This window comes from Streptomyces sp. NPDC032721 (assembly GCF_055579625.1).
Genome location: NZ_JBVIMX010000004.1, coordinates 178,820 through 202,860, shown reverse-complemented (window position 1 = coordinate 202,860; position 24,041 = coordinate 178,820). Strand labels below are relative to the sequence as shown.

The following is a 24,041-nucleotide window of genomic DNA, read 5'->3' as shown; positions in this document are numbered from 1 at the left end:
ACCGCGCCTCCAGGAATGACCGGAGTCGCATGTGCGGTGTCGCCCGCACACCGCACACAACCGCCCCGAGCTGACCGGTTTGCTTACCAAAACCGGGTGACCACGATCACGAATGGGTCTCAACGCCCCGTGTAAGCGGTGACCACGGTGGTAAGTCCGGTCAGATCCATGGTCAGTCGCATGGTTAGTCGCGCACTCCAGCACTTCAGTCATCACCCCTTCACGCACCGGACACGTCTCGTTGAAGCCGCCCGTAGAGGTATGCCGAAGGCCACCCGTGTGACATCCCGAGCCCGACGAACCTCAGGAAAACCCGGAATGCCTGTGGATAGATTTCGCCGATCCGGATCACAGACCGCCACCAAAGCGAGCAAAGCGCTAGGAAAAGGCCAAGGAAGGGGGTCAGGAGGGGAGTTGTTCAGAGTTTCTTTACTGGATCAAGGCGGCCCGCTTCGCGGCCCGCGCAGCGCGGCGGCTGTGCCGCCGCACGCTCCTGTCTCCGCCCCGCTCCGCGACGCCACCGCCACTCGCGCCGCACAGACCACAAGAGCGACCAGCCAGACCGCAGAGCACCCGGAGCACCCCGCAGGCGCCACCCCAGCCCCCCTCAGCGCATGGCGAGTTGGCGGTGACCCCGCCCCGGCGCAGAGTCGATCCGCAGACCACGGGGCGGCCCTGAGTTCTGTGGCTGGGGCGGGCGTCCGGGGCGGCTTTACCCACCTGTTCGGATCGGGGCCCGCGTCGGGCAAGTCCAGGGGGCCACTCGTTCAAATTCCGGGCAGGTCCACAGACTGCCCGAGTTGCCGGGTCAGCGTACGGCCCCCTGAACATGCCCGACCCCAACCCGAACAGGACACCGGCCAAAGCCGCCCCGGCCACCCGCGTGCGCATCCTCAGCGCTCACCGGCCTGAGGAATCAGAAGGCCCCAGCCGTCCGCAGAGAGAGCGGATGACCGGGGCCACAGAGGGTGTTGAGAGCTAGCAAGGCTTCTTGGAGGGCTTCCGTTGGCCCTTCTGCGCAGTGATGTGCCGGAAGCCCAGCAGATGCCGGAAGCGGGCGTTGCTGGGTCCCGCACCGTCTTCGCCCACCGTCTCTGTCCAGTGCCGACAGGAGGCGTTCACGAACGTGTCCACGGCCTTTGGGTCGGCTTCTCTCCAGCGGGGGAAGTCGCCCAGCCAGAGCAGTGCGGACGTGGGTGTCTGGCCGCTTTCCATCATGCGTACGGCGGTGTAGGCCAGGTCCACCCAGGCCGGGCCGGTCGCGGGCATGGCCCAGTCGATGACGTAGGCGCCTCCGCCGAACCGGCCGATCAGGATGTTGTGCGGGTTGGTGTCCGTGTGGAGCAGGTGCGAGCCGTCCAGGTGGCCGATCTCGTTCGGCAGCAGGAACTTGCGGAACCGTTCTTCCAGCGGGGGAACCGGGAACGCGGGCACCCTCAGGTGGTGCATGCGGCTCAGTACCGAGGCGACCGCAGGCAGGTCATTCGTTCCGGGGCTCAGTTCCGCGTGGCGTCCCTCCACGTAGAGGAAGGCCAGCAGGAGCCAGCCGTCCACCTCAATGCGGTAGCGGATCTGCGGGCCGACGCCCAGAAGCACCGGATTCACCCGCTCCTCGCACACCAGGCCCGCCAGTTCATCAGCGGCGGAAGTCCGGGCGCCCTTGAGGAACAGGCGCCCCGCCCCCTGGGTGTGCAGCACGAGCGCCACCGAGCAGTTAAGCCCTTCCTCAACGAGCTCTGCCGCCGAGACCGGGCCCGTACGTTCTTCCACTGCTTTCCGGACCGAGGCCGGAAGCTCTTCCCACTCAAGCCGTTCGATCATGCGTTCCTCGATCAGGTGGTGAGGGGAGGGGTGCGGACGCAGCCAACACCCCTCCCCGAGATGGGATCTACTGCGTCGCGCCGCACTTCCGGCACCGCTGCTTACCGCTCCATGGAACCCAGTCGTGGTCGCACTCGCTCAGAATCCACGGCTTCATGCCAGGTGTCCTTCCCTAGAGGCCAAAGAACCTTGCGGACCCGTCCGGCCGCCGATCGACATGGCAGGCAGCCGGACGGGAGAGGGTTCCGCCCCAGCCGCGCGGAGGGGAGCCGCGAGCCCTGCCCCGGTAGACACCGGGCCTTCCTGAGGGCTCACACGGCCGGAGCGGAAGATCAGGGTCAGGCAGGCACGTGCATCAACTCACGCAGCCGCCATTCGTCGGAGAAGACCGTCTGCAACGGGCGTGCGGAGAAGACGATTTCGGCCGTGCCGATATCGGCGGTGAAGCGGACCAGGCCGCCATCGGCCAGCGTCTCCATGACCTTCTCCTGACTCCGCCAGTCCGAACGCCAGCCCCGGAGTTCCTGGGGTCCGTCCGGCATGTGGAGGGGCACCATTTGCAGCACGGGCCGAGTGCCGGCCACCGGATGGGAATCGGCGCCGCGAAGCCACGCGGCGCACGGGCCTGGGTCGATCAAGTCAGCGACACGACCGGCCTGTTCGCGCATCCACCGCACGGCAAGCCGGGGCGAGGGAGCCAGGTAACCCCGTAGAGGGAAGTCCTGCCCGCCCGCGCTCACCGTGATCTCACACCAGAAGTCCGGTCTACTCATGCGACATCCACCACCAGGCGCACCTTCGAGGGCGGAGCCGTCCACTCCCTGCCACCACCCACCGGCCGCACGAACACCGTGAAAGCCGCCCGCCGCGTCCCCGGGTTCTCCCACACCTCCGCAGCCACACACACGCCCTGAACGTCAGCCTCCGTGTGCTCCACGATCGAGCCGACCGCCCTCACCGCTTCATCCCTCGTCACCAGAACCGCCGCCCCGACCCATTGACGACAGCCACCCGCGCACTCAGGTACTCCCGCGCCGTCAACGCCCGCACGGCCTTCGGGGAGGCTTCCCACGGAGATCCACAGTCGAGGGGCCGCAACTGGACGTAACAAGGCGTGGCGAGCTGCACAATGCCCATCCGGCCGTTCGTCTCGTCCAAGCCAAAGTCCCCCTGTGCAGGAGTCCCAGGCAACGCGTCCGCTACGGGCTTGGTGCTCACGCAGCCGCTCCCTTCCAGATGCATTCGGCAACGGGTCTGTGCCGCGCTCGACCTCAATCGGCAACCGTCGCTACTCGGAACGAACAGCGAGCGGAGGCGCGGCTTCGCCTTGCAACATCCAGACAACCGGGTGGAGTTGGTGCAGCCCACGGCATAGTTGCGGCACTCTTGATGCAGATCCGATGCACCGCACTACGTCTGCGGCGCGGAGTGGGGAAGGGGCCGTCGTGAGCCTTGCTGAACGTCGGAAATCCCTGGGTTACAGTCAGGAAGGCTTTGCCCAAGCCCTCGGCGTGGACCGCACAACGGTTGGTCGCTGGGAGAGCGGTAAGACGGTTCCTCAGCCGCCCTTACGACCAGGGCTGGCGGAGCTTCTGAACCTCGACCTTGAAGAGCTAGACGCCCTGGTGACCCAGCCACAAGCCGTTTCCACCGAGTCCGCAGGGTTGCCGCCACGCGACTACGACGGCTCAGGGGACCTTGACGACATGATCCGACGCGAATTCCTCCGCGTGATCGCGGTGACGAGTGCAGCGCTCGCCCTTTCCGATGATGAGACCAACGCTCTCTCCGAAGGCACTCAGCGAGCTTCCAGCTCCGACTTCACGCGCATGAACGGGCACCTGTGGCAGGTCTACCAACTGGCCCGTTCCAAGCATTCCGTAGCTCCCATCGTTCGTGACCAGCTCACGGCGCTGAAGGACCGGCTGCAAGACCATCGATCGTCCGAGGCCGTGGAACTGAGCAGTGCGGCAGCCGATCTCTTCCAGTTGGCAGGAGAACTAGCCTTCGACCGGAACCACTATTCCGACGCTGCTGCCGCGTACAACCTGGCAGCCTCGGCGAGCCACGGCGCGGGATCGTTCGACCTCTGGGCGTGCGCGTTGGTACGCCAGTCGTATATCGACCTGTACGACCACCGATACGAGGACGCGGCAGAGGTCCTTGCCACCGCGTCGCGAGTGGCACGCCGGGGTGACACGCAGCTCTCCACCCGTCATTGGGTCGCTGCCGTACAGGCCGAGGCATACGCAGGGCTGAAGGACCTCAGCCGGTGTGAGCGCGCTATGGATGAGGCGGAGAAGGTCCAGTACCTGACGCCGGACGGGCACAACGGGGGGTGGCTCCGCTTCGACGGTTCCCGGCTGGCAGAGGAACGCGGAGCGCGCTACGTGCAGCTCGGACGGCTTGACCTTGCAGAGGAGACCCTGATGAGGGCTCTCGACCAACAAGCCCTCACGCAAGGACATTCCTACAGACGCAGAGGGGCCGTGCTGACGGACCTTGCCGCCATCGGAGCGCGGAGGGGCGACAGCGAGCAGGTTCTGACCTACGCGGGGGAGGCCCTGAAACTCGCACGAGCCTCGGCGTCCGGGTACGTCGCCCGTAGACTCCAGTTCCTGCAAGCCGAGTTCGGGCAACTCCGCCGCGATCACCGAATTGTGAAACTGGGCGCGGAGATCAGGGCGCTTCGTACGGCGTGACGAAAGGGGTCATCATGTTGGAGGGCGAAGGCACCCGGCTGGGCCTGGAAGAAGGCGCGCGGTTGTTCCGGGAAACGTGGATCACCGGAGTGCGGAGGCACTTCCCCGGAGAGCCGAAGGCTGGCTATGTGACTCCCTGGGAGGACACCCCGCAGTGGGAGCGCGACGCGGCCGGGGCGGTCTTCGACCAGGTCCAGCAGTTCATCTTGGTCAGCGGTGGTAAGACGGGTCGGCTTTCCCGCGAGCAGAAGAGCCGATTCGTCGCCACGTGCTGGACGGCCCAGATGTTCAAGCACTTCGAGGACCCGAAGCCGGGGTATGTGGCGGACTGGCCGGACCTACCGCCGTGGCAGCAGGAAACGGACGCCGACATCTTCGAGGCGATCGAGAAGGCCGAAGTCTGACGCTGTTCGTACAGCCCTCGCGATCCTCGTCGTTCATCACCGCCATCGAGCGCTACCAGCTCTGCCCCCGGCCAGAGCAAGAGCGGCCCCCTGGATATCCAGGGGGCCGCTCTGACGTCAGAGGATCAGTCCGCAATTGGCAGGTACACCCGGTGTCCCGCCTCCGCGAACTCCTTAGACTTGGCGAGCATCCCTGCTTGAACCTCATCGTCGCTGGTCGCAGCGAGGTCCGGGGCGAATTGCTCTGTGATGCTTCTACTGATCTTCATCGAGCAGAACTTCGGGCCGCACATCGAGCAGAAGTGGGCCGTCTTGGCGGGCTCCGCCGGCAGCGTCTCGTCGTGGAACTCGCGGGCCGTGTCCGGGTCGAGGGCCAGGTTGAACTGGTCCTCCCAGCGGAACTCGAAGCGGGCGTCGCTCAGGGCGTCGTCCCACTCCTGGGCGCCCGGGTGGCCCTTGGCCAGGTCGGCGGCGTGCGCGGCGATCTTGTAGGTGATCACGCCGGTTTTCACGTCGTCCCGGTTGGGCAGCCCCAGGTGCTCCTTGGGCGTCACGTAGCAGAGCATCGCGGTGCCCCACCAGGCGATCATCGCGGCGCCGATACCGGAGGTGATGTGGTCGTAGGCGGGCGCCACATCGGTCGTCAGCGGGCCGAGCGTGTAGAACGGCGCCTCCTCGCAGATCTCCTGCTGGAGGTCGATGTTCTCCTTGATCTTGTGCATCGGGACGTGTCCCGGGCCCTCGATCATGGTCTGTACGTGGAAACGCTTGGCGATCGTGTTGAGTTCCCCGAGCGTCCTCAACTCGGCGAACTGTGCCTCGTCGTTGGCGTCCGCGATCGAGCCGGGGCGCAGCCCGTCGCCGAGCGAGTACGTCACGTCGTACGCCGCGAGGATCTCGCAGAGCTCCTCGAAGTTCTCGTACAGGAACGACTCCCGGTGGTGCGCCAGGCACCAGGCCGCCATGATCGAGCCGCCGCGCGAGACGATGCCGGTCTTGCGGCGCGCGGTCATCGGCACGTACGCGAGGCGCACGCCCGCGTGGACGGTCATGTAGTCCACGCCCTGCTCGGCCTGCTCGATGACGGTGTCCTTGTAGATCTCCCAGTTCAGGTCCTCGGCACGGCCGTCGACCTTTTCGAGCGCCTGGTAGAGCGGGACGGTGCCGATCGGGACCGGTGCGTTGCGCAGGATCCACTCGCGGGTGGTGTGGATGTTGCGGCCGGTGGACAGGTCCATGACCGTGTCGGCGCCCCACTGGGTGGCCCAGGTCATCTTGTCCACCTCCTCCTCGATGGAGGAAGTGACCGCGGAGTTCCCGATGTTGGCGTTCACCTTCACCAGGAAGCGCTTGCCGATGATCATCGGCTCGATCTCCGGGTGGTTCACGTTCACGGGCATGACGGCACGGCCCGCCGCGATCTCCTCCCGTACGACCTCGGGCGAAACGTTCTCCCGGATCGCCACGTACTCCATCTCCGGCGTGATCTCACCGCGCCGCGCGTACGCGAGCTGTGTCACCGCCCGGCCCTCGCGGCCCCGCCGGGGCTGGCGCGGGCGGCCGGGGAAGACCGCGTCGAGGTTCTTCAGGCCGCCGCGCGGCGCGGTGTGCTTGATGCCGTCGTCCTCGGGGCGGACCGGGCGGCCCGCGTACTCCTCGGTGTCTCCGCGCCCGATGATCCAGTTCTCGCGCAGTGGCGCGAGTCCGCGCCGTACGTCCGTCTCGACCGTCGGGTCGGTGTACGGGCCGGACGTGTCGTAGAGCGTCACGTCCTTCCCGTTGGTCAGGTGCACCTGACGGACCGGCACCCGGAGGTCGGGGCGCGAGCCCTCGACGTACCCCTTGTGCCAGCCGGGCTTCCGCTCGCCCCCGGTCGCGCTGATCACACCGTCCGCGCTGGTCGTGGCCGTGCTGTTCTGGCCGTGGGCAGGCGTGCGTGCATCCATGGTGGTCATGAGACCTACTCCCTACGCCGGCATTACCCGGTAACAGGTTCGGCGGTCGACGCAGCCGTGTCCGTACGCATGTGTACGGAGGTCAGCGCCCTCTCAGCCCGGTGCTCCGAGCTCCCGCGTGTACAAAGGTTCCGCCCTCACGCTAGCGCCACCCCGGCCACGCTGAACAGAGGGCCCCCGTCGTTCTTGCGATGATCGGGCGGTGACCCCACCACAGCCACCCCCGCAGCCGACGCCCCCGCCGACCGCCGGAGGCCCTCCGCCCCCACCTGCCCCTCCGCAGGGACCCGGCCACGGGCACAGCCATGGTCACAGCCACCACCACGGCCCGGCCGCACCCGTTTCCAAGCATCTGCGCAAGGTCATCGCGGCCGTGCTGATTCCTTTCGCCACCGCGGTCGTCGTCGGTCTCGCCGTGCTGTGGCCGGGCGGCGCCCCCGCCCACGAGCGCACCGGTGTCGGCTTCGACCGGCAGACCGAACAGGGCCGGGTCGTCCAGGTCGACGACATCGACTGCAAGGACGCCAACGTCGCCCAGCAGCCCCCGCAGACCTCCCAGCCCAGCGGGCCCGGCGGAGGCGACCCCTCCGGTCCGCCCGCCAAGGGCACGTGCAAGAAGGCGGAGATCGAGGTCACCTCGGGTGCGAACAAGGGCCGCACCTTCACCGAGATCGTCCAGCCGGACGCCACACGGCAGTTGAAGCAGGGTCAGGGAGTCGTCGTCGCGTACGCCCCCGACGCGCCCCGCGACCTCCAGTACTCCGTCGTCGACGTGGACCGGAAGCTGCCGCTGGCCCTGCTCGCCGGCATCTTCGCGGTGGCCGTGGTGCTCGTGGGCCGGATGAAGGGCGTGATGGCGCTGATCGCGCTCGTCGCGTCCTTCGCGGTGCTGACCCTGTTCATCCTGCCCGCCATCCTCCAGGGATCGAATCCGCTGGTCGTGGCCGTGGTGGGGGCCAGCGCGATCATGCTGATCGCGCTCTACGCCTGCCACGGGCTGAACGCCCGTACCTCGGTCGCCGTCATCGGCACGCTCATCTCCCTGCTGCTGATCGGGCTGCTGGGCTCGCTCTTCATCGGCTGGGCGTTCCTGTCGGGCAACATCGACGACAACACCGGCCTGATCCACAGCCTCTACCCGTCGATCGACATGAGCGGTCTGCTCCTGGCGGGCGTCATCATCGGCTCACTCGGCGTCCTCGACGACGTGACCGTCACCCAGACCTCCGCGGTCTGGGAACTCCACCAGGCGGACCCGAAGATGGGCCCGCGCGCCCTCTACCGGGCGGGCATCCGGATCGGCCGCGACCACATCGCCTCCGTGGTGAACACCCTGGTCCTGGCCTATGCGGGCGCCGCTCTTCCGCTTCTGCTGCTCTTCTCGATCGCACAGAGCAGCGTGGGTACGGTCGCCAACAGCGAGCTGGTCGCGGAGGAGATCGTCCGTACTCTCGTGGGCTCGATCGGTCTGGTCGCTTCGGTGCCGGTGACCACGGCGCTCGCCGCACTGGTCGTGTCGGCGGACCGGTCCGGGGCGAAGCCGGGGTCGGGGGCCGGATCCAGGGCGGTATCCGGGGCGGGGGCTTCTGGTCCCGGAGTATCCGGTTCCGGTGCGTCCGGAGCGCCCGGAGCGCCCGGTTCCGGTGCGTCCGTCGATGCGCCGCCGGTACGGACCGGGCGTGGACGCCGCCGTAAGACCACCTGAGGCGGCGGCCGGAGGGTCCCGGCCGCCGCCTCTCTTCTGCGAGTCCTTTTTGAAACCTGCTGAACCGCCTTATTCCAGGCGGCGCTTCAACCCGCGTTCTCCTCGGCGAGAATGCGCCCCAGCTCGTCCTCCAGGCACCCGGCATAGTCACTCTGCGTGTGCTCCTGGCCGAGTGGTACGAGCTTGTCGGTGCGGTCGAGGAACGCCACGAGCGGCGCCGCGCTCGCCCGGAACAGCGCCCGGTCGCCGCCGACCTGGAGCCTGATGTGGACGTCGGAGAGCTCGTCCGGGTCGGTCGGCGCGATGTGCACATCGCCTTCGCCGCAGGGCTCGTTGATCCCGTCGACCAGCAGTTCGCGACCGAATGCCCAGGTCACAGGGGCATCACCGGGCAGGTGGAAGGTCAGGCGGATCGCGTAGGGATCCTTCGCCTCGTACATGAGTTCCACCGGAATACGAAAGGAGAGCTCCTCCGAGACGAGGAAGCTCATCATCACCTCTGCCTGAACCGACTCGCGCATCGCCAACCCTGCCGTAGATGAAAGTGGACGGAACGATCGCTTCCGGCCCTCTTGACGCCATCGTGCTTGAAGCAGTAACAGATCACAAGGAGTGAGTTTTCAGATACTGATAGAGAACATGAGCGAACGGACCACCTCGCTGATTTCATCGCGCAGCCGTTCGACTGCGGGGCCGAGCCGGGCCTCATGAGCGAGGGGCACGGAAATCGCCATCACGGCAGCCGTCTGCCCGAGGGTGAGCGGGATACCCGCACAGACGGTGCCGAGCGCGTACTCCTCGCTCTCCCACATCGTCTGCATGCGCTCCGCCGCCCCCAGCCGCTCCATCAGGGAGGTGCTGGTGCGCACCGTGAACGGGGTGATCGCCTCGACCGGGTACCGGTCCAGGTGGTCGAGACGGGAGCGGGTGTCCAGCTGGGACAGCAGGCACTGGCCGATCACATGGGCGTGCGCCGTCTCGCGGAAGTCGGCCCACTGCTCGACCGCGGGGTTCTCGGCGCTTTCGGCGAGGGCCGCGAGTTCGATCTCGCCCTCGCGGTAGACGGCGAAGTACACGGCGACGCCGAGCGTGTCGCGCCACTCCTTCATCGTCTCGTCGACCACCTGGCAGCGGAGCTGCCCCGACCCTCCGCAGCCGAGGCGGCTCGCGGCCGGCCCGAGCACGAAAACACCCTGCTCACGACGGAGGTATCCCTCGTGGGTCAGGGTGCGCAGCAGGTGGTACGCGGTGGGCAGCGGCAGCCCGGCCTCCCGGGCGAGCTGCTTGGCGGGGGCGCCGTCGCGGTGGTCGCTGACGGCCTCCAGCAGACGCAGGGCGCGCTGCACCGACCCGATCAGGGTGGGGGCGGGGGCGTCGGCTTCGGCACAGGCGGGCGCGGAAGCAAGAGCGGACGCGGAAGCTGAAGCGGAAGGAGAAGGAGAAGGAGAAGCGGCGGATCGTACGGACGAGGTGGCCGAGCGAGCGGCGGACTGGGCCGTGGCCATGGGTCACTCCCGGGGTCCCGAGGGGCAGTGCCGTCGTCGGGGAGCGGGAGTCCCGGATGACAGCAACGGTTTTTCACCCTAACTGCCGTGCCCGGGGCCTCAGTTGTTTTCACGTGTCAGGTTCCCCCCGGCGGGCTAACGCCCGTACGGACTGCCTGACCCGCCCCGGGAGAGGGGCGGGGCCGCGTCATCGGGGAGAGGCGGTCGTGTCACCAGTCGCGCGAGGACCCGTCGGACGAGCCGGAGGAGGACGACTTGAACCGCCGTACGACGTAGATCAGACCGCCCACCAGTGCGACGAGCACCAGCAGCTTGAACAGCAGACCGATCAGGGTGCCGATCGCGGCCAGGATCGTGCCGCCGAACACCAGCAGGACGACGGCCGGAATCGCGACCCACTTCACCCAGGCCGGCAGACCCGCGAATATTTCCCGTGCAGCCATTGTCTTGCCTCTCCCTCGGTCCGGGTCCTGCCCGGTGTGGCGTGTGTACTTGGTTTCCCTGACTTCGATGCTAGGCGCGGAGCCACCCCGGACAGGGGCTCCGCAGCCCTTGAAGACCCCTGATCCGACCCCTAGGGAACCCCGGGATGTTTCACGTGAAACCGTCGGGGGCCCAGCCGGTTCCGGCCCCGCCCCGACGCCTTTCCGACGCCCTTGTCAGCTCTCCGGCGGGGAGAACACCACCAGGACCCGCAGGTCCTCCGAGATGTGGTGGAACTTGTGCGCCACGCCCGCCGGTACGTACACGACGCTGCCCCGCGCGACCTGCGTCGTCTCCATGCCGACCGTGATCGCCGCCCGGCCGCTCACCACGAAATAGATCTCGTCCTCGTTGTGCGGCTGCTGCGGGTCGCTCGCGCCCGCGTCGAGCGCGTACAGGCCGGCGGACATGTTCCGTTCCTTGAGAAACTGCAGATAGGCGCCGTCGTTGGCGGCCCGTTCCGCCTCCAGCGCGTCCAGTCGGAATGCCTTCATGCCCGCTCGCTCCTCGTCGTGTGCCAGTGTCCCGCCTGTCTGACACCGATCATCTCTGCCACGATCAGACACATGATGAATTTGGTAGTCAAGACGATCGCCAATGCGCTCGCCCTCTGGGTGGCCGTGTGGCTGGTCCCGGACATCACGCTCACCGGCGAGAGCACCGGCCGCAAAGCGGGCACGCTCATCGTCGTCGCCCTGCTCTTCGGCCTGGTGAACCTCCTGGTCAAGCCGGTGGTGAGGCTGTTGTCCTTCCCGCTGTTCGTGCTGACGCTCGGCTTGTTCACGCTGGTCGTCAACGCCCTGATGCTGCTGCTGACCTCGTGGCTGGCCGACAAGTTCGACCTCGCCTTCCACGTCGAGGGCTTCTGGACGGCCGTCGTCGGCGCTCTGATCGTCAGCATCGTGTCCTGGGCGCTGAACCTGGCGCTCCCCGACGGAAAGGGCTGACCCCGGTGCCGATATCCGATGAGGACGGCGACGGCACCCGGTCCGTACGGGCCGGTCTGCCCGACGCCGTCGCGTACGAGCCGACCCTCCCCGGCCCGGTCTTCGCCGCGCACTTCCACCTGCCCGGCGAGCCCACCGGTCCGTACACCTACGGCCGCGACGAGAACCCCACCTGGACCCATCTGGAACGGGCCATCGGCGAACTGGAGGCGCCCGGCGGAACCCCGGAGGGGCCGGCACACACCACCGTCTTCGCGTCCGGCATGGCCGCCGTCTCCGCCGTACTGCTCTCGCAGGCGAAGGCCGGCGACACCGTGGTCCTCCCGGACGACGGCTACCAGGCACTGCCCCTCGTACGGGAGCAGCTGGAGGCGTACGGGGTACGGGTGCGCACCGCGCCCACGGCGGGCGACGCGCAGCTCGCCGAGCTGGCCGGTGCGAAGCTGCTGTGGATCGAGTCCCCGTCCAACCCGGGGCTCGACGTGTGCGACATCCGCCGCCTGGTCGACGCCGCCCACGAGGCGGGCGCACTGGTCGCGGTCGACAACACCTTGGCCACCCCTCTCGGGCAGCGCCCGCTCGACCTGGGCGCCGATTTCTCGGTGGCCAGCGGCACCAAGGGGCTGACCGGGCACGGCGACATCCTGCTCGGGTACGTGACCTGCCGGAGCGCCGAACTGGCCGCGTCGGTACGGCGCTGGCGCAAGGTCGTCGGTGCGATCCCCGGACCGATGGAGGCGTGGCTCGCACACCGCTCCCTGGCCACGCTCCAGCTGCGGGCCGACCGGCAGGGCGCGAGCGCCCTGGCACTCGCCACCTCGTTGCAGGCCCACCCGAAGGTGAGCGGGCTGCGCTACCCGGGGCTTCCGGAAGACCCCTCGCACGCCGTCGCGGCACGGCAGATGCGACGGTTCGGCTGCGTGGTGTCCTTCACGCTGCCCGACAAGGCCTTCGCCGAACGGTTCCTGGCCGGGCTGCGGCTGGTCGACGACGCCACGAGTTTCGGCGGCGTACGGTCCACCGCCGAGCGGCGCGGGCGGTGGGGCGGGGACGCCGTACCGGAAGGATTCATCCGCTTCTCGGTGGGCGCGGAGGACCCGGACGACCTCATCGTCGATGTCCTGCGGGCACTCGACACAGCGGCCGATTGAGTAGCCGCACGTAGCTGCGATACGTAGGACGGACGGTCCGAACCTCCCCCCTCATGGCTCGGACCGTCCCGGTTCTGCGCGCGAAGAACCGCCTGCACAAGGCTAGTTGACTCTGCGTCAGTGTCCAATCACAGTAGCGACAGAGACCTATCGACATATTTATACTGCGTCTTCGGGCACACCGGCGGGGACCGGACCACGGTGCCTGGACGGCGGGACGAGACAGCGGGTCCGCTGTGCTCACCACCTGTCGGCCGAGCACCGCGCAACGCGGAAGGCATGACATGGATCTGGCCCTGCTGCGCACCTTCGTCACGGTCCACCGGGCCGGCTCCTTCACCAGGGCCGCCGCCCTCCTCGGGCTGTCCCAGCCCGCCGTGACCGGCCAGATACGCACACTGGAACGGCAGTTGGGCCGCCCGCTCTTCCTGCGCCGGGCCCGAGGCGTCACCCCCACCGCCATCGGCGACGAACTCGCCCACCGCGCCGCACCGCACCTGGACGCCCTTGTCGAGATCACCGAGAGCGGCCTCGACGACAACTCGGGCGTACGCACCCTGCACCTGGCCGGTCCCCCGGAGTTCACCTCGCTGCGCGCACTGCCCGCGCTCTCCCCGCTCACCGCACAGGGCCTGGCGCTACGGGTGTCCTTCGGCAGCGCCGAGGAGACCCTGGAGGGGCTCGCCGCGGGTCACCACGACCTCGCCCTCACCACCGACCGGCCCCGGGGCGGATTACTGACCGCCACCGCGCTGTGCGACGAGGAGCACGTCCTGGTGGCCGCTCCCCGCTGGGCCAAGCACCTCACCCCCGAACTGCTCGCCGACAAGGGGGCCGTCGTCCTGGAGCAGCTCCCGGTGGTCGAGGTGCACGAGAGCCTGCCGCTCGTCGCCCGCTACTGGGCCGCCGTCTTCGACACCCCGCCCGCAGCCGCCGGCACCGTCATCGCGCCCGATCTGCGCGCCGTGCTCAAGGCCACCGTCGCAGGCGCGGGTCTGGCCGTCCTGCCCCGCTACCTGTGCGAGGACGAACTCGCGACCGGGGACGTGGTCGCCCTCTACGAACCGGCCGTGCCGCCGCTGCGCACCTACTTCCTGGCGGTACGCGCCGGCACACTCGCTCATCCGCACATCGCGCGGGCGCACGAATGGCTGCTGCGCGCCGCGGGGGACTGGGGCTGAACGCTCCCTGCCCGGGGGACAAGTGGGGCGCGGGAGTTTCGGAGGGGCCCCGGCGGGCCACGTTATTGCCATGACCGAACGTCCCGTGGTCAAGCGCACCGCACGCGCCGTCCTCCTCGACGGCGACCACCTTGTCCTCATCAAACGCACCAAGCCCGGCGTCGATCCGTACTGGGTGACCCCCGGCGGGGGAGTGGACCCCGAGGACGCCTCGGTCGTCGACGCCCTGCACCGGGAGGTCGACGAGGAACTCGGAGCGAAGGTCACCGACGTGGTGCCCTGCTTCGTCGACACCGTCGAGCAGATCGCGGGCGACGCGGGAGAGGGGGCCGTCGCCGGGGTGAAGGTGCAGCACTTCTTCGTCTGCCGCCTGGAGTCCATGGACCCCGCCCTGCGGCACGGCCCCGAGGTCGACGACCCGCTCGGCGACTACGAGATCGTCCGCGTGCCCTTCAGCAGGGTCGGCATCGCGGCCGTCCATCTCGTACCGCTGTCCCTGCGCCACTACCTCGACGGCAACATCGAGGGCGTACGGGCACTGCTGGCTCCGGACCTGGGCTAGCGGCCGCACCGCGGTACGCACACCGCCCGGCGCCCGCACCGCCTGGCGCCCGCACCTCCTGGTCCCCACACCGGCTAATCCCCCGCGGCCACGAGCTCCTCGACCGAGTCGTGGCGTATCCGGTCGCCGGGTATGCCGACCGTCCGCAGTGCGTCGAGCCCGCTCCGGATCATGCCGGGCGGGCCCGACAGATAGGCGTCGTACGCGTTCCAGGGCCCGAACTTCCGTACCGCGTCCGGGAATTGCGCGCGGTCGTCGACCACCGGGCGCACCGAGAGCCAGGAGTGCGACTTCTGCAGGCGCAGCATGGTGTCGATGTCGTACAGGTCGAAGTCGGTACGGGCCCCGTAGAACACCTCGACCGGACGCCGTGCACCGTGCTCGGCCACGTCCTCGACCAGTGCCTTGATCGGCGCGATGCCCGTACCGCCGCCGATGCACAGCAGCCCGCTGTCGGTGGTGTGGTCGACCGTCATCGAACCGGCGGGCGGCCCCAGCCGCAGTACGTCCCCCGGCCGGGCCCGGTGCACCAGCGCGTTCGACACCCAGCCCGCCGGTACCGCCTTGACGTGCAGCGTGAGCAGACCGTCCGCACGGGGTGCCGCCGCGAAGGAGTAGTGCCGCCAGATCCGGGGCCACCACGGGGTCTCCAGGCTCGTGTACTGGCCCGCCAGGAACGGGTACGGCTGGTCCGGACGCAGCGTGACCACCGCGATGTCAGGGGTGCGCAGATCGTGCGCCACCACCTCCGCGTGCCACCAGGCCGGGGAACGCAGCTCGCTCTCGGCGGCGGCGTCGATCATGATCTGCGAGATCGCCCGGTACGTACGCACCCACGCCGCCTCCGCCTCCTGGTCCCAGGTCACCGGGGCGAACCGGGCGAGCGCCCCGATCAGAGCCTCCCCGACCGCCGGATAGTGCGCGGGCTGGGTGCCGTACTTGCGGTGCCCGGAGCCCAGGTTCCTCAAGTACTCCGACAGCACCTTGGGGTTGTCCATGTGCTCGGCGGCGGTGAGCAACGCCTTGAACAACCGGTCCCGCTGCGTGTCCATCGCGGGCGGGAACAGCTCGCGTAGCGCCGGGTACCGGATGAACAGCAGCGCGTAGAAGTACGAGGTCGCCCGGTCCGCGACCGGCTCCAGCTCAGCCAGGGTGCGGCGCACCCGGAGTGCGTCGGGAGAAGGCTCGGGGGTCACCTGAGCGGGGGGAGCGAACCAGCCCGTGTCCGCCGTGGGATCACGGTCACCGACCGGCGCGGTGGTGGTATCCGGAACGTCCATTCTGTGCCTCGCCTCGAACGTCATGTGGTCGCGCTTCTCCCTCATTGAGAACAAGGCGGAAAAGGCTGCGCGTCGACCTCGGACTGCATGTCGGCATGTCGGCCGCAGTTCCCGTCGTCGCAGCGTGTCAGTCCGTACCTCGAAATGACCGAAGACCGGGAAGTCCGGGTTTCCGATCTCTCCTTCCCTCTAGGCTGCTTTTCGCCCCATGCCTGCACCCCGCCTGTGACCCTTCGGCCCGGGAGCGCATTCCCAGGAAAGAGGGCACCATTCCCCCGCGACCACACACGGGGCGGGCTGTGATGTTTCACGTGAAACACCCTGCATGGACCGGTTGCACCAAATTGCCGAGCTGCTCGGCGGGTTGATTCACCGCGCTCATCGGCTGCGTTCATCCGGTGTACGGGCTGCCTTCAGCGGCGATGTTTCACGTGAAACGGGATCCGGTAAAGCGGTGGACGAACGATCTCCGCGTCCGACAGCCTGGCCACCATGCCCACGCCGATGCCGTTCGCCGAACTCCCCGTCCGTCGCCTCACCCTGCGGGATCTCGCCGCCTGCGCAGATCTCGGCGAGGACCGCGGCTGGCCACGTGCCGAGCACAAATGGGGCCTGCTCCTCACCGCCGGCACCGGCTACGGGATCGACGACCCGAACGCCCCTGAAGGCAAGCGGCTCATCGCCACCTGCACCCTCACCTCATACGGGACCGGCGCCCCGCACGACCCCTCGTACGCGGTGCTCGGCATGGTGCTCGTCGCCACCCGCCACGAACGCCAGGGCCTCGGCCGACGCCTCACCCAACACGCCCTCGCCGAAGCGGGAAGCGCCAAGGGCGCCCAGGTCTCCCTGTACGCCACCGAATTCGGCGAGAGCCTCTATCAGCGGCTCGGCTTCACCGCCGTGGGCCGCGCGGACACCTTCCGCGGCCATTTCCGCCCCTCCGGCCCGCCGCCCGTGGTCGCCACCCGGCCCGCCGTACCCGATGACCTGGCCGCGATCATCCGCCTGGACACCGAGGTCTTCGGACACGACCGCACCGCCATGATCGCCAGGCTGCCCGCCTTCTCCGACCAGCTCCGCGTGGCCGAGAACAAGGACGGCCTGCTCGGCTACGCGGCCACCTGGTCCGACCGGGACATCGACACCGTGGGCCCGCTGATCGCCCACGACACCGACACGGCCAAGGCCCTCGTCACGTCCCTCGCCACCGGCACCGACCGCCGCCTGCGCCTCGACGTCGAGACCCACCATGCGGAACTGTGCGACTGGCTGGGCGCCCACGGCCTCGCCAAGGCCGCCTCCAGCACCACCATGTCGTACGGCGCGCCCACCCTGCCCGGGGACTCCCGCCGCCGCTTCACCCCCCTGACGAAGGCAACGGGCTGAGGCACCGGGCAGAGACAACCGGGCGGCCGAGGCGCCGGGACGAGGCTCAGCGGAGGGAGCCGACCGCCACCTTCTCGGCGGGAGCCGCACCCGCGACGACCCGGCTGCCCCTGGCCGTACGACGGTCCAGCCCGCCGGAGACCACGGCGAGCACCAGTGCCGACGCGGCGAGTGCGGCGCCCACCCAGTTGGGGGCCGTGAGGCCGAGGCCTGCGGCGATGACGATCCCGCCGAGCCAGGCGGCCAGCGAGTTGCCGAGGTTGAAGGCACCGATGTTCATGGCGGACGCCAGAGTGGGAGCGCCTGCGGCCTGGTCCAGGACCCGCTTCTGCAGCGGCGGTACGGTCGCGAAGCCGAGCGCGCCGATCAGGACGAGCGTGACCGCGGCGGTGATCTTGTTGTGCGCCGTGACGGTGAACAGGGCGAGCACCAGGGAGAGCGCGCCCAGGGAGACGTACAGCAGCGGCATCAGGGCCCGGTCCGCGAATCGGCCGCCGACCAGGTTTCCCACGACCATGCCGATACCGAAGAGCACCAGCAGCCAGGTGACCGAGGCGGCCGAGTAACCGGCGACATCGGTGAGCAGCGGCGTGATGTACGTGATCGCGGCGAAGACCCCGCCGAAGCCCAGCACCGTCATCGCCATGGCCAGCACCACCTGCACGTTGCGGAACGCCGCGACCTCGTCGCGCAGCCGTACCCCTTCGGGCTTCGGCATGTCCGGCACCAGCTTCGCTACACCGAGGAGGCCGATCACGCCGAGTGCGGCCACACCGAGGAAGGTGATCCGCCAGCCCGCGTTCTGCCCGACGAGCGTGCCGAGCGGCACTCCGGCGACATTGGCGAGGGTCAGCCCGGTGAACATCATCGCGATGGCCCCGGCCTTCTTCTCGGGGGCGACGAGATTGGCCGCGACGATCGAGCCGATGCCGAAGAAGGCACCGTGGGCGAAGGAGGCGACCACCCGGCCGGCCAGCATCACGCCGAAGGCGGGGGCGAGCGCGGAGAGCACGTTGCCCACGATGAACAGGCCCATCAGCAGCATCAGCATCCGCTTGCGGGATATGCGGGTGCCGAGGGCGGTCATCAGGGGAGCACCCAGGACGACTCCGAGGCCGTACCCGGTGACGAGGTAACCGGCGACGGGGAGCGAGACCTGGTATTCGGCGGCGACCTCGGGGAGCAACCCCATGATCACGAATTCGGTGGTGCCGATGCCGAAGGCACCGATGGCGAGTGCGAGTAGCGCGAGCGGCATGGAGTTCCTTCCCGAGGGGGAGCGAGGGGGGCCGGTACGGGTGGGGAGCCCGTCCGCGATTACATGCAGGAGCACCCTGAAGGCGTTCACAATAATTGCAGACGCTGATTAAATGCAAGCGCGGGCTATTGCAGACGTCGCCTATCCTGGAGACCGGCCCCGAGGCAGACCGGCCCAGAGGAGAACCCCGATGACCGCGACCGACCCCGCACTCACCGCCCTCTCCCAGGGCTGGTGCGCCCTGTCACTGCTGCACAGCCGCATCGAGACGCACATCGAGAAGGCCCTCCAGTCCCGCCACGACCTCAGCGTCCGCGAGTACTCCCTGCTCGACGTGCTCAGCCGCCAGCACAACGGACCCGGCGGCCACCTCCAGATGCGCCAGGTCGCCGAGGCCGTACTCCTCAGCCAGAGCGCGACCACCCGCCTGGTCACCCGCCTGGAAGACCGGGGCCTGCTCACCCGCTACCTCTGCGACACCGACCGCCGGGGCATCTACACCGATGTCACCGAAACCGGCCAGGAACTCCTCGCCGAGGCACGCCCCACCAATGACACCGCCCTGCGCGAGGCCCTCGACGCAGCCCTCGAAAAGCCCGAACTCGCGCCCCTGGTACGCACGGTGGAAGAGCTGCGCACCCCCGCCTGAGCTGCATAGTCTTCGGCCATGACCACCACCAACGACCCGACCGCACCCGACGGCCTCGTCATACGCCCCACCGCCGAGGCCGACCTGCCCGCAATCGTCGCGATGCTCGCCGACGACCCGCTCGGCGCACAACGCGAGTCCCCCGACGACCTCACCCCGTACCTCGACGCCCTCAAGCGGCTCGACGCGGACCCCAACCAGCGCCTGGTCGTCGCGGAGCGCGCCGGCCGCGTCGTCGGCACCCTTCAGCTCACCTTCGTGCCCGGCCTGTCCCGCCAGGGCGCCACCCGTTCGATCATCGAGGCGGTACGCGTCCACGCCGACGAGCGCGGCAGCGGCCTCGGCACCCGGTTCATCGAGTGGGCCATCGAGGAATCCCGCGCCCACGGCTGCCAGCTGGTCCAGCTGACCTCGGACGTCACCCGCAAGGACGCCCACCGCTTCTACGAGCGCCTCGGCTTCACGCCCTCGCACGTCGGATTCAAGCTCGCCCTCTGAAGCACTGGAAGCGCTGACGCAGTGAAGCGCTGACGCCCCGCGCCGCGCAGCACACACACCGGGCCCGGCGCCGCAAGGAAATCGCGGCGCCGGGCCCTCCACACACCTCAGCCAAGCCCGAGCTTCAGCCGAGCGCGCGCCTCAGCCGATCCCCCGCCATCCCCGCTCGTCCACACCCCCAGGGACCGGAGCCTGCGCCTCGTACACCTGCCGTGTGAAGACGAACGACCCCAGGTCCAGGTGGCTGACGGCCCCGCCGTCCGGCCGCCGCACCACCCGCAGTGTCTCCCCCTCGTAGTACCCGTCGAGCCCGATCCACGTCCCGTCGGGCCTCGCCCGGAAGCGCGAACTCCGCCCCCCTGCCACACCCAACGGCCCCAGCGACAACCCCCGCCCCGGCAGCAGCCGCAGACCGAACCCGTACGTCCCCCAGTACCAGGCACCGGTCAACTCCAGCAGCTCTTCCTCCACTTCACCCTCCGGCAGCGGACGCCACACCTCCGGAATGCGCGGCTCCGCCTCCGCCACGATCCCCACGAGCTCTGCCGCCAGCCGCCCCGCAGACACCCCGGACGTCGCATTGGCCAGCGCGGCCCCGACCACCCCGTCCGCCACACTCACCCACAGCCCGGCCACGAATCCCGGCAACGAGCCACCGTGCCCCACCAGTTCACGCCCGCCCGCCTGGAGCACCTGCACCCCGAGCCCGTACGTCGCACTCCAGTCACCGGACCCCAGCGGCGCCGCCGGCGTCCTCATCTCACGTACCGAATCCGCACTCAGCACCCGCTCGTCGCCCTCCGCCAGGAAGGCCCCGAACCGGCACAGGTCACCGGCCGTCGACCACAACTGCCCCGCAGGAGCCATCAGCCCCAGATCCACCACAGGTTCCGGAAGCAGCGCGTCCGCCCAGGGGTGCACCGCCCACCCCTCCGCGTACGGCGCCTGCGGCTGCGCACCGGTGCGCGTCAGCCCCAGCGGCTCGGTGATCTCCTGCCTCACCGCCTCCGCCCACGGCATCCCCCGCACGGCCTCGACGAGCGAACCGAGCAGCGTGTAACCGGGGTTCGAGTAGTGGTGCACCCGCCCGGGCAGGTGCGGACGCGACTCTTCCGTTCGTACGTCGCCCAGTACGTCGGCCAACTCGGGCCGCAGGTCACCGGGGGTCCGCTCCCACCAGGGGCCGGGCGACTCCGCCGCCAGGCCACCGGTGTGCCCCAGCAACTGGAAGAGCGTGACGTCGCCGACGCCCGTCCCCGGAAGGTGCTTCTCCAGCGGATCCGCGAGGTCCAGCAGCCCCTCGTCGCGCATCCGCATCACCAGCACCGCGGTGAACGTCTTGGTGATCGACCCGATCCGGTACTGCGTCTCCGGGCCGGCCTCCTGCCCCTCGGCCGCCGTTCCCCGCGCACCGCTCCACACCACCCGCCCCTCCCGCCGCAACGCCGCCGTCAGCGAAGGCGCCCGGCCCTCGGCCTGCGCGGTGGCGATCCGGTGCAGCAGGGCCCGCCGGGTGCCGGGCAGCAGAGCGGGAACGTCGGGGTGTTCGGACGATGCGTTCACAGAAGTAGCCATACGCCACAACTACCCCTTGGAACACGTCCAGTCGAACCGTTGCGCCATCCGCAAATCAACCCTCACAGCGCCCGGTCGGCTGCCTACACTGGCCGGCATGGCCTGCCGCATCAGTGAACTGATCCTCGAATGCGCCGACCCCGAGCGCCTCGCCTCCTTCTGGAGCGAAGTCCTCGGTTACGTGGAACTCAGCAGGGAGGACGGGAGCATCGAGATCGGGCCGCCCGACACCGGATTCGGCGGCCCGCAGCCCACTCTCGTCCTCAGCCCCACCACCGACCCACGGGTCGCGAAGCTCCCGCTCCACATCGACGTCAACGCCACCGACCGCGACCAGGATGCCGAACTGGAGCGCCTGCTCGCGCTGGGCGCCAAGCCCGCCGACGTCGGCCAGACCGGCAACGAGAGCTGGCACGTACTGGCCGACCCGGAAGGCAACGAATTCTGCCTCCTCCGCACCCGGCTCCAGCCCCTCTGATCTGCCCCGAGCGGACCGACGGACCGACCGACGGACGGGCAGACGGACCGCCCACGAGACCGACCCACGGAAGGCCGCCGGCGCCATGCGGAAACTGATCTACGGCATGAACGTGTCCCTGGACGGCTACATCGCCGCGCCCGGCGACGACATCGGCTGGGGCGGGCCGCCGAGCGACGAGCTGTTCCAGTTCTGGTCCGACCGGCTGCAGGAGACCGACCTGTCGCTGTACGGGCGCAAACTGTGGCAGACGATGAGCTCCTACTGGCCGACCGGCGACCAGCAGCCCGGCGCCACCCCGGCACACATCGAGTTCGCGCGCCGCTGGCGGGACATGCCCAAGGTGGTGTTCTCCTCGACGGTCGACAAGGCCGACTGGAACACCCGCCTGGTCACCGGCGACGCGGTCGCCGAGATCACCCGGCTCAAGGCCGAGGAGGGCGGCTCGATGGAGATCGGCGGCGCGACGCTCGCCGGGGCGGCCATGCGGGCCGGGCTGATCGACGAGTATGTGCTGGCCACCGCCCCGGTCCTGGTGGGCGGTGGCACGCCGTTCTTCACCGCGCTGGACAGCTGGGTGAACCTGAACCTGGTGGAGACGCGGACGTTTCCCTTCGGCGTGGTCCTCACCAGGTACGAGACCAGGCGCTGAGCGCCCGTCACACGACTGAGCGCCCGTCACACGACCGAGGGCGCGGCCACCGGGATCAGGTCTGGGCCATGTCCACGAACCGCGAGTAGTGGCCCTGGAAGGCCACCGTGATCGTCGCCGTCGGACCGTTACGGTGCTTGCCGACGATGATGTCCGCCTCGCCCGCGCGCGGTGACTCCTTCTCGTACGCGTCCTCCCGGTGCAGCAGGATCACCATGTCCGCGTCCTGCTCGATCGATCCGGATTCACGCAGGTCGGAGACCATCGGCTTCTTGTCCGTACGCTGCTCGGGGCCACGGTTCAGCTGGGAGAGCGCGATCACCGGCACCTCCAGCTCCTTGGCCAGCAGCTTCAGGTTTCGCGACATGTCCGAGACTTCCTGCTGGCGGCTCTCGCTCCGCTTGGAGCCGCCGGCCTGCATCAGCTGCAGGTAGTCGATGATGACCAGCTTGATGTCCTGCCGCTGCTTCAGCCGACGGCACTTGGCCCGGATCTCCATCATGGAGAGGTTCGGGGAGTCGTCGATGAACAGCGGGGCCGCGGACACGTCGGGCATGCGCCGGGCCAGTCGCGTCCAGTCGTCATCGGTCATCGAACCGGAACGCATGTGGTGCAGCGCCACCCGCGCCTCCGCCGACAGCAGACGCATCGCGATCTCGTTGCGGCCCATTTCGAGCGAGAAGATCACGCTGGCCATGTTGTTCTGGATCGAACAGGCCCGCGCGAAGTCGAGGGCGAGCGTCGACTTGCCCATGGCGGGACGGGCCGCGATGACGATCATCTGGCCCGGGTGCAGGCCGTTGGTCAGCGAGTCCAGGTCGGTGAAGCCCGTCGGCACACCGGACATCTGGCCGCTGCGCGAACCGATCGCCTCGATCTCGTCGAGCGCGCCCTCCATGATGTCGCCGAGCGGCGCGTAGTCCTCGGAGGTGCGCTGCTCGGTGACGGCGTAGATCTCGGCCTGCGCGGAGTTGACGATCTCGTCGACGTCGCCGTCGCCCGCGTATCCCATCTGTGTGATCTTGGTGCCGGCTTCGACGAGACGGCGCAGCACCGCCCGCTCGTGGACGATCTCCGCGTAGTACTCGGCGTTGGCGGCCGTCGGGACCGACTGCACCAGGGTGTGCAGGTACGGGGCGCCGCCGACCTTGGTGATCTCGCCGCGCTTGGTGAGCTCGGCGCTGACCGTGATCGGGTCGGCGGGCTCGCCCTTGGCGTACAGGTCGAGGATCGCCTGGAAGACGGTCTCGTGGGCGGGCTTGTAGAAGTCGTGGCCCTTGAGGACCTCGACGACGTCCGCGATGGCGTCCTTCGAGAGCAGCATGCCGCCAAGCACCGACTGCTCGGCGTCCAGGTCCTGCGGCGGTACGCGCTCGAAGCCGCTGCCTCCGCCGCCCTCCCAGCCACCGCCCTCGGAGCCGCGGTCGTGCCGGTCGTCACGGCCCCGGCCTTCGCCACCACGCTTGCGGGCGGGCAGACGGTCACCCGGACCGCTGTCGGCCCAGGGGTCGTCCAAGGGCTCGGAAATCGTCACCGGGCCCACCTCCTCCCGTCCGCTCCGCGGACCTCGCTGTGCCACTCTTTCTTACGGCACGGCTCTGACAAATGAGACGCCCGACTTCCGCTTCCAGCACATCAAGTTGGACGGGAAGACAGGGCGGGCGCCGGTCCACGGTAGGCCCGTGGGCACCGTCAGCCAATCTGGTTATCCACAGGGCCTGTGAGAAACGTGGCCGATGCTGTGGAGAACTCACCGGAACCTGTGCACGCAGCGGGGGACAGTGCTGTGGACAAGTTCACAGCACACCCTCCACAAAGCCCCTGACCTGCAAAAACCCCATCCACC

General features: G+C 69.0%; 23 protein-coding genes. 12 read left to right on the top strand and 11 right to left on the bottom strand.

The annotated features are described in order from the left end of the window. Positions 1-978: 978 nt before the first annotated feature. Positions 979-1,821, bottom strand: coding sequence for a phosphotransferase (locus tag ACZ5PB_RS11160; protein ID WP_468689890.1), 843 nt, complete (start codon positions 1,819-1,821; stop codon positions 979-981). Between the two features lie 338 nt (positions 1,822-2,159). Further along, positions 2,160-2,363: a hypothetical protein gene (locus ACZ5PB_RS11155; RefSeq protein WP_468689888.1), complete on the bottom strand. Its 204-nt coding sequence runs from the start codon at positions 2,361-2,363 to the stop codon at positions 2,160-2,162. A gap of 903 nt (positions 2,364-3,266) precedes the next feature. Between ACZ5PB_RS11155 and ACZ5PB_RS11150 the strand changes: the two genes are divergently transcribed. Together ACZ5PB_RS11150 and ACZ5PB_RS11145 are read left to right on the top strand one after the other, a co-directional pair. Then, on the top strand, positions 3,267-4,523 hold the full coding sequence (locus ACZ5PB_RS11150) for a helix-turn-helix domain-containing protein (RefSeq protein ID WP_468689886.1): 1,257 nt from the start codon (positions 3,267-3,269) through the stop codon (positions 4,521-4,523). Positions 4,524-4,537: 14 nt separating this feature from the next. Then, positions 4,538-4,927 carry a hypothetical protein gene (locus ACZ5PB_RS11145; RefSeq protein ID WP_468689884.1) on the top strand — a complete coding sequence of 130 codons (390 nt, stop codon included), beginning with the start codon at positions 4,538-4,540 and terminating at the stop codon, positions 4,925-4,927. A 125-nt stretch (positions 4,928-5,052) separates the two neighbouring features. On the opposite strand, the gene thiC is transcribed toward ACZ5PB_RS11145, so the two are convergent. Further along, on the bottom strand, positions 5,053-6,882 hold the full coding sequence (gene thiC / locus ACZ5PB_RS11140) for a phosphomethylpyrimidine synthase ThiC (protein WP_468689882.1): 1,830 nt from the start codon (positions 6,880-6,882) through the stop codon (positions 5,053-5,055). A gap of 202 nt (positions 6,883-7,084) precedes the next feature. Between thiC and ACZ5PB_RS11135 the strand changes: the two genes are divergently transcribed. Then, positions 7,085-8,587: a YibE/F family protein gene (locus ACZ5PB_RS11135; RefSeq protein ID WP_468689881.1), complete on the top strand. Its 1,503-nt coding sequence runs from the start codon at positions 7,085-7,087 to the stop codon at positions 8,585-8,587. 86 nt (positions 8,588-8,673) lie between these two features. On the opposite strand, the gene ACZ5PB_RS11130 is transcribed toward ACZ5PB_RS11135, so the two are convergent. From ACZ5PB_RS11130 to ACZ5PB_RS11115, 4 genes are all read right to left on the bottom strand, one after another. Next, positions 8,674-9,108 (bottom strand): SsgA family sporulation/cell division regulator, encoded by a 435-nt coding sequence (locus ACZ5PB_RS11130; RefSeq protein ID WP_468689879.1) that lies wholly within the window; start codon positions 9,106-9,108, stop codon positions 8,674-8,676. A gap of 99 nt (positions 9,109-9,207) precedes the next feature. Continuing rightward, complete coding sequence (locus ACZ5PB_RS11125; protein WP_468689877.1) at positions 9,208-10,092, bottom strand: IclR family transcriptional regulator; 885 nt, start codon at positions 10,090-10,092, stop codon at positions 9,208-9,210. Positions 10,093-10,301: 209 nt separating this feature from the next. Continuing rightward, complete coding sequence (locus ACZ5PB_RS11120; RefSeq protein ID WP_468689875.1) at positions 10,302-10,535, bottom strand: DUF5326 family protein; 234 nt, start codon at positions 10,533-10,535, stop codon at positions 10,302-10,304. 216 nt (positions 10,536-10,751) lie between these two features. Further along, positions 10,752-11,069 carry a cupin domain-containing protein gene (locus ACZ5PB_RS11115; RefSeq protein ID WP_468689873.1) on the bottom strand — a complete coding sequence of 106 codons (318 nt, stop codon included), beginning with the start codon at positions 11,067-11,069 and terminating at the stop codon, positions 10,752-10,754. 72 nt (positions 11,070-11,141) lie between these two features. Between ACZ5PB_RS11115 and ACZ5PB_RS11110 the strand changes: the two genes are divergently transcribed. From ACZ5PB_RS11110 to ACZ5PB_RS11095, 4 genes are all read left to right on the top strand, one after another. Next, positions 11,142-11,522: a phage holin family protein gene (locus ACZ5PB_RS11110; RefSeq protein WP_468689872.1), complete on the top strand. Its 381-nt coding sequence runs from the start codon at positions 11,142-11,144 to the stop codon at positions 11,520-11,522. 5 nt (positions 11,523-11,527) lie between these two features. Beyond that, the gene (locus tag ACZ5PB_RS11105; RefSeq protein WP_468689871.1) at positions 11,528-12,673 is read left to right on the top strand and encodes a cystathionine gamma-lyase; all 1,146 of its coding nucleotides are present in this window, start codon (positions 11,528-11,530) and stop codon (positions 12,671-12,673) included. A gap of 284 nt (positions 12,674-12,957) precedes the next feature. Continuing rightward, entirely contained in the window at positions 12,958-13,854 is an 897-nt protein-coding gene (locus ACZ5PB_RS11100; RefSeq protein WP_468689869.1) for a LysR family transcriptional regulator, read from the top strand. A gap of 70 nt (positions 13,855-13,924) precedes the next feature. Next, positions 13,925-14,416 (top strand): NUDIX domain-containing protein, encoded by a 492-nt coding sequence (locus tag ACZ5PB_RS11095; RefSeq protein ID WP_468689868.1) that lies wholly within the window; start codon positions 13,925-13,927, stop codon positions 14,414-14,416. Between the two features lie 74 nt (positions 14,417-14,490). Here the strand turns inward: ACZ5PB_RS11095 and ACZ5PB_RS11090 are convergent, their stop codons facing one another. Beyond that, entirely contained in the window at positions 14,491-15,873 is a 1,383-nt protein-coding gene (locus ACZ5PB_RS11090; RefSeq protein ID WP_468690279.1) for a globin domain-containing protein, read from the bottom strand. Between the two features lie 315 nt (positions 15,874-16,188). On the opposite strand from ACZ5PB_RS11090, the gene ACZ5PB_RS11085 reads away from it, so the two are divergent. After that, on the top strand, positions 16,189-17,085 hold the full coding sequence (locus ACZ5PB_RS11085) for a GNAT family N-acetyltransferase (RefSeq protein WP_468689866.1): 897 nt from the start codon (positions 16,189-16,191) through the stop codon (positions 17,083-17,085). A gap of 46 nt (positions 17,086-17,131) precedes the next feature. Here ACZ5PB_RS11085 and ACZ5PB_RS11080 read toward each other — a convergent pair whose 3' ends face one another. Next, entirely contained in the window at positions 17,132-18,343 is a 1,212-nt protein-coding gene (locus tag ACZ5PB_RS11080; protein WP_468689864.1) for an MFS transporter, read from the bottom strand. Between the two features lie 190 nt (positions 18,344-18,533). Between ACZ5PB_RS11080 and ACZ5PB_RS11075 the strand changes: the two genes are divergently transcribed. Both ACZ5PB_RS11075 and ACZ5PB_RS11070 read left to right on the top strand, forming a co-directional pair. Beyond that, the gene (locus ACZ5PB_RS11075) at positions 18,534-18,992 is read left to right on the top strand and encodes a MarR family winged helix-turn-helix transcriptional regulator (RefSeq protein WP_468689862.1); all 459 of its coding nucleotides are present in this window, start codon (positions 18,534-18,536) and stop codon (positions 18,990-18,992) included. An 18-nt stretch (positions 18,993-19,010) separates the two neighbouring features. Continuing rightward, positions 19,011-19,490 carry a GNAT family N-acetyltransferase gene (locus ACZ5PB_RS11070; protein WP_468689860.1) on the top strand — a complete coding sequence of 160 codons (480 nt, stop codon included), beginning with the start codon at positions 19,011-19,013 and terminating at the stop codon, positions 19,488-19,490. A gap of 141 nt (positions 19,491-19,631) precedes the next feature. Here the strand turns inward: ACZ5PB_RS11070 and ACZ5PB_RS11065 are convergent, their stop codons facing one another. Then, entirely contained in the window at positions 19,632-21,065 is a 1,434-nt protein-coding gene (locus ACZ5PB_RS11065; protein WP_468689858.1) for a serine hydrolase domain-containing protein, read from the bottom strand. Between the two features lie 97 nt (positions 21,066-21,162). On the opposite strand from ACZ5PB_RS11065, the gene ACZ5PB_RS11060 reads away from it, so the two are divergent. Then, a complete protein-coding gene (locus ACZ5PB_RS11060) occupies positions 21,163-21,543 on the top strand; it encodes a VOC family protein (RefSeq protein WP_468689856.1) in 381 nt (126 codons plus the stop codon). A gap of 85 nt (positions 21,544-21,628) precedes the next feature. Beyond that, positions 21,629-22,195, top strand: a complete 567-nt coding sequence (locus ACZ5PB_RS11055) for a dihydrofolate reductase family protein (protein ID WP_468689854.1) — start codon at positions 21,629-21,631, stop codon at positions 22,193-22,195. 55 nt (positions 22,196-22,250) lie between these two features. Here ACZ5PB_RS11055 and dnaB read toward each other — a convergent pair whose 3' ends face one another. After that, complete coding sequence (gene dnaB, locus ACZ5PB_RS11050) at positions 22,251-23,729, bottom strand: replicative DNA helicase (protein WP_468689852.1); 1,479 nt, start codon at positions 23,727-23,729, stop codon at positions 22,251-22,253. Positions 23,730-24,041: the final 312 nt, after the last annotated feature.

Bases quoted from the DNA above. Each gene is read 5' to 3' on its own strand.
- ACZ5PB_RS11065 (WP_468689858.1), bottom strand. From the start codon at position 21,065: ATGGCTACTTCTGTGAACGCATCGTCCGAACACCCCGACGTTCCCGCT.
- ACZ5PB_RS11055 (WP_468689854.1), top strand. From the start codon at position 21,629: ATGCGGAAACTGATCTACGGCATGAACGTGTCCCTGGACGGCTACATC.
- ACZ5PB_RS11075 (WP_468689862.1), top strand. From the start codon at position 18,534: ATGACCGCGACCGACCCCGCACTCACCGCCCTCTCCCAGGGCTGGTGC.
- ACZ5PB_RS11160 (WP_468689890.1), bottom strand. From the start codon at position 1,821: ATGATCGAACGGCTTGAGTGGGAAGAGCTTCCGGCCTCGGTCCGGAAA.
- ACZ5PB_RS11155 (WP_468689888.1), bottom strand. From the start codon at position 2,363: ATGCCGGACGGACCCCAGGAACTCCGGGGCTGGCGTTCGGACTGGCGG.
- ACZ5PB_RS11125 (WP_468689877.1), bottom strand. From the start codon at position 10,092: ATGGCCACGGCCCAGTCCGCCGCTCGCTCGGCCACCTCGTCCGTACGA.
- thiC (WP_468689882.1), bottom strand. From the start codon at position 6,882: ATGACCACCATGGATGCACGCACGCCTGCCCACGGCCAGAACAGCACG.
- ACZ5PB_RS11145 (WP_468689884.1), top strand. From the start codon at position 4,538: ATGTTGGAGGGCGAAGGCACCCGGCTGGGCCTGGAAGAAGGCGCGCGG.
- ACZ5PB_RS11070 (WP_468689860.1), top strand. From the start codon at position 19,011: ATGACCACCACCAACGACCCGACCGCACCCGACGGCCTCGTCATACGC.
- ACZ5PB_RS11110 (WP_468689872.1), top strand. From the start codon at position 11,142: ATGATGAATTTGGTAGTCAAGACGATCGCCAATGCGCTCGCCCTCTGG.
- ACZ5PB_RS11120 (WP_468689875.1), bottom strand. From the start codon at position 10,535: ATGGCTGCACGGGAAATATTCGCGGGTCTGCCGGCCTGGGTGAAGTGG.
- ACZ5PB_RS11100 (WP_468689869.1), top strand. From the start codon at position 12,958: ATGGATCTGGCCCTGCTGCGCACCTTCGTCACGGTCCACCGGGCCGGC.
- ACZ5PB_RS11130 (WP_468689879.1), bottom strand. From the start codon at position 9,108: ATGCGCGAGTCGGTTCAGGCAGAGGTGATGATGAGCTTCCTCGTCTCG.
- ACZ5PB_RS11115 (WP_468689873.1), bottom strand. From the start codon at position 11,069: ATGAAGGCATTCCGACTGGACGCGCTGGAGGCGGAACGGGCCGCCAAC.
- ACZ5PB_RS11060 (WP_468689856.1), top strand. From the start codon at position 21,163: ATGGCCTGCCGCATCAGTGAACTGATCCTCGAATGCGCCGACCCCGAG.
- ACZ5PB_RS11080 (WP_468689864.1), bottom strand. From the start codon at position 18,343: ATGCCGCTCGCGCTACTCGCACTCGCCATCGGTGCCTTCGGCATCGGC.
- ACZ5PB_RS11085 (WP_468689866.1), top strand. From the start codon at position 16,189: ATGCCCACGCCGATGCCGTTCGCCGAACTCCCCGTCCGTCGCCTCACC.
- ACZ5PB_RS11095 (WP_468689868.1), top strand. From the start codon at position 13,925: ATGACCGAACGTCCCGTGGTCAAGCGCACCGCACGCGCCGTCCTCCTC.